The organism is Streptomyces sp. 5-10 (assembly GCF_014712245.1).
In the GTDB taxonomy this organism is placed as follows: Bacteria; Actinomycetota; Actinomycetes; order Streptomycetales; family Streptomycetaceae; genus Streptomyces; species Streptomyces violaceusniger.
In genome coordinates, this window is the sequence record NZ_JACVYG010000224.1 from 1 (window position 1) to 634 (window position 634).

The 634-nt window shown below is 68.9% G+C and carries 1 protein-coding gene and 1 pseudogene; both read right to left on the reverse strand.

Annotated elements, in window-relative coordinates:
• Positions 1 to 548: acyl carrier protein (locus IEJ02_RS47920; RefSeq protein WP_223865633.1), on the reverse strand; the 548-nt coding region annotated here is incomplete at its 3' end.
• Between the two features lie 21 nt (positions 549 to 569).
• A pseudogene (locus IEJ02_RS49650) lies at positions 570 to 632 on the reverse strand (KR domain-containing protein); the annotation flags it as partial.
• Between the last annotated feature and the right edge of the window lie 2 nt (positions 633 to 634).

Consider the following 634-nt stretch of genomic DNA (forward strand, 5'->3'; position numbering starts at 1 on the left):
ACAGCGGCATCCGACCGCACACCCGCACCCAACTCCTGGTCGAGGTACGAGGCGACAGCGCGTGGGCTGGGATGGTCGAACGCCAAGGTGGTCGGGAGTCGAAGCCCGGTTGCCGCCCCAAGCTGATTACGCAGCTCGACGGCGGTCAGGGAGTCGAAGCCAAGGTCCCTCAGCGCGCGGTCGGCGTCGATTCCAGCAGGATCCGCGTGCCCCAGCACCGTCGCCACATGGGAACGGACCAGCTCCAGCAGCAACCTCTCACGCTCCTGCGGCGCCACCCCCGCCAACCGATCCATCCACGCACCCGAACCATCCCGCCCCACCGCAACCCGGCGCACCCCACCCCGCACCACATTCCGCAGCAACGCCGGAACCGGCATACCACCACGCCCATGAAACGCCCGCACATCCACACGCACCGGCAACACCACACCACGCCCCACACCCTGAGCAGCGTCGAAGAGGGCGAGACCTTCTTCGGTGGTCATGGGGGTGATGCCGGTGCGGTTCAGGCGTGCGTGGTCCTCATGGTCCAGGTGGCCGGTCATCCCGCTGTCCTGTGCCCACAGCCCCCAGGCCAGCGACACAGCGGGCAGGCCCTGAGCCTGGCGGTGCTGAGCCAGGGCGTCCAGGA